Annotated in this window: 3 protein-coding genes and 1 pseudogene; all 4 read right to left on the reverse strand. The window is 75.8% G+C overall.

Translation table 11 applies throughout. The annotated features are described in order from the left end of the window. A pseudogene (locus EF918_RS35255) lies at positions 1–889 on the reverse strand (hypothetical protein); the annotation flags it as partial. Between the two features lie 32 nt (positions 890–921). Further along, positions 922–1,077, reverse strand: coding sequence for a DUF6760 family protein (locus tag EF918_RS39240; RefSeq protein ID WP_312847894.1), 156 nt, complete (start codon positions 1,075–1,077; stop codon positions 922–924). Then, complete coding sequence (locus tag EF918_RS35260; RefSeq protein WP_221889794.1) at positions 1,074–1,493, reverse strand: hypothetical protein; 420 nt, start codon at positions 1,491–1,493, stop codon at positions 1,074–1,076. The genes EF918_RS39240 and EF918_RS35260 overlap by 4 nt, the downstream gene beginning before the upstream one ends. Next, a complete protein-coding gene (locus EF918_RS35265) occupies positions 1,463–1,906 on the reverse strand; it encodes a phage tail protein (RefSeq protein ID WP_125652920.1) in 444 nt (147 codons plus the stop codon). The genes EF918_RS35260 and EF918_RS35265 overlap by 31 nt, the downstream gene beginning before the upstream one ends. Positions 1,907–1,955 lie beyond the last annotated feature (49 nt).

The raw sequence follows: 1,955 nt of genomic DNA on the forward strand, positions 1-1,955 counted from the left end.
CGGGGAGTTCGGGATCGCCGGCCGTGGAGCCGGACCGGCGGCGCCGGCTCTCCGCGAGGGAGGGCCGGGCCGGCGGGGTGAGCCGGGGAGCCCCGCCCCGGTCGGCCGGCTCCCTGACGGGAGCGGGACCGGAGGGAGCCGGACCGGCCGGGGCGGGAGTGCTGGGCTGCGCGTGCAGGCCGGTGAAACCCGGGAACAGCGCGGCGACCTCTTCGGGGGACATGCCGGGGACCTCGCCCCGCATCCACGGCGGCGCGGGCTCCGCCGGTGCCGCGGGCCGGGGCGTACCGACGTACTGGTCGTCGGCGCGGGTCAGCGAGCCCTGTTCCGCCACGACCGGCGCGGTCCGCCGCGCCCGGCGTGCCGGGAAGGGCGGCGGAAGCTGAGAGGGCTCCCGCAGCGGCGGCTCGGCCGCCGCAGCGGCGCCCGGCTGCGGGAGGGCGCGCACGGTCGCCAGGCCGGTGACCGTGCCGACCGGCCGCAGCAGCTGCGGCCGGATCCCCGGCGCGGCCGGCCCCGTCAGCGCCTGCGGCCCGCCCGTCACCAGCAGGCCGCTGCCGATGGTCGGCGCGCCCGCGGGCGCGGCGGAGGTCGCGCGCAGCGGCTCGGCCCGCCGCCAGGCGTCGCGGCGGCCTGCACCGCCCGACCCCGCGTCGGCCGCCGCCGAGCCGCCGCCCGCCGCCGTACCGGCAGGAGCCGAGCCGCCGGGCGCGGCCGCGCCCGAGGCCGTCCCGCCCGAGGCGGGCACGCCCGCGCCCGTGCCGCCCGACGGCGCGCCCGGCGCGGCAGCGCCCGGGGCCGTGGTGCCCGAGGCCGTGCCGGCCTCCGCCGGGGCGGTGTCCGTCCCGGCCGGGGGCTCGTGGCGCTTGCGCCGCAGGGGCCAGATCATGCTGTGTCTCTCCCGGTCGCTGTCGGCCGGGATCAGTCACCCGCCTGCGCGCGGTGGATCCGGCCGATCTCCTCGATGACCTTCTGACGGACCGGATGCTCGAGGTCGAGGATCGGGTCCAGCTGCCAGTGCAGGTAGTACGCCACGTACGCGGCCTCCTCCCAGAGGCGGTCGGCGGCGTACGTCAGGATTCCCCCGGGGCATCACCGGCCACGTCGATCGTGAAGTCGTGGCCGCAGGCCGGGCAGTCCACCTCGGTGCTGGTGTGGCCGTCCTGGTTGATGCGCCGGTAGAGGTCCTGGAGGAACGCCAAGTCGGAGGCGAACAGGCCCTCGATGACGTACCCGCCGACCTCGTGCAGCGTCCCGAGGCTGACCACGGTCCGCTCCAGCAGCAGCACGGTCAGGTAGGACGGGTTGGCCCGCACCCGGGCGTCGGCCTGCGGGGCGATCTCGTCCCGGGCCGTGGCCAGCCGCATCACGCCCTCGCGGTGCACGGTCCCGGAGGAGTCCACGTAGCCGCGCGGCAGGACGAACGGGTACTCGGTCGACAGACCGGGGGAGGGAGCCACGGTCACGGCGCCACCCGCTGGAGGCGCTCGCAGACGATGGTCACCGTCTCCATCAGGACCTCGCTGGAGCCCGCTCGCAGGGCGCCCACCTCCAGCTTCGAGGGCCAGGCCGCGAAGAGGTAGTAGCGGGCGACCGGGGTGCCGTCGAAGCTGTACATCACCAGCGAGCAGCTCTTGCGGGCGATGTTGATCTCGCCGGACAGCACGCTCTGGTGCCAGGCCCACAGCTCCAGTCCGCTGCTCTTGCCGCGCTTGAGCACGACGGTCGGGGGCTTCGCCTTGCCCGGCAGCTTCTTGAAGATGACCTCCTTGTCGCTGGAGGACAGGTAGTCGACGGCCTCCACCTCGGTGGTGATGCCGGACAGCTCCGAGAACGAGGCGATCTCGTAGCCGTCGATGGTGATGGAGAACCGTGCGGCTGTGAGCGCGTCCTGATCGGCGGTCATGCGGGCTGCTCCCTTCGTGGGTGACGTCGCGGGGAGGGACGGGGGGAGG

Origin of the sequence: Streptomyces sp. WAC06614, assembly GCF_003949795.1 — a bacterium.
In the GTDB taxonomy this organism is placed as follows: Bacteria; Actinomycetota; Actinomycetes; order Streptomycetales; family Streptomycetaceae; genus Streptomyces.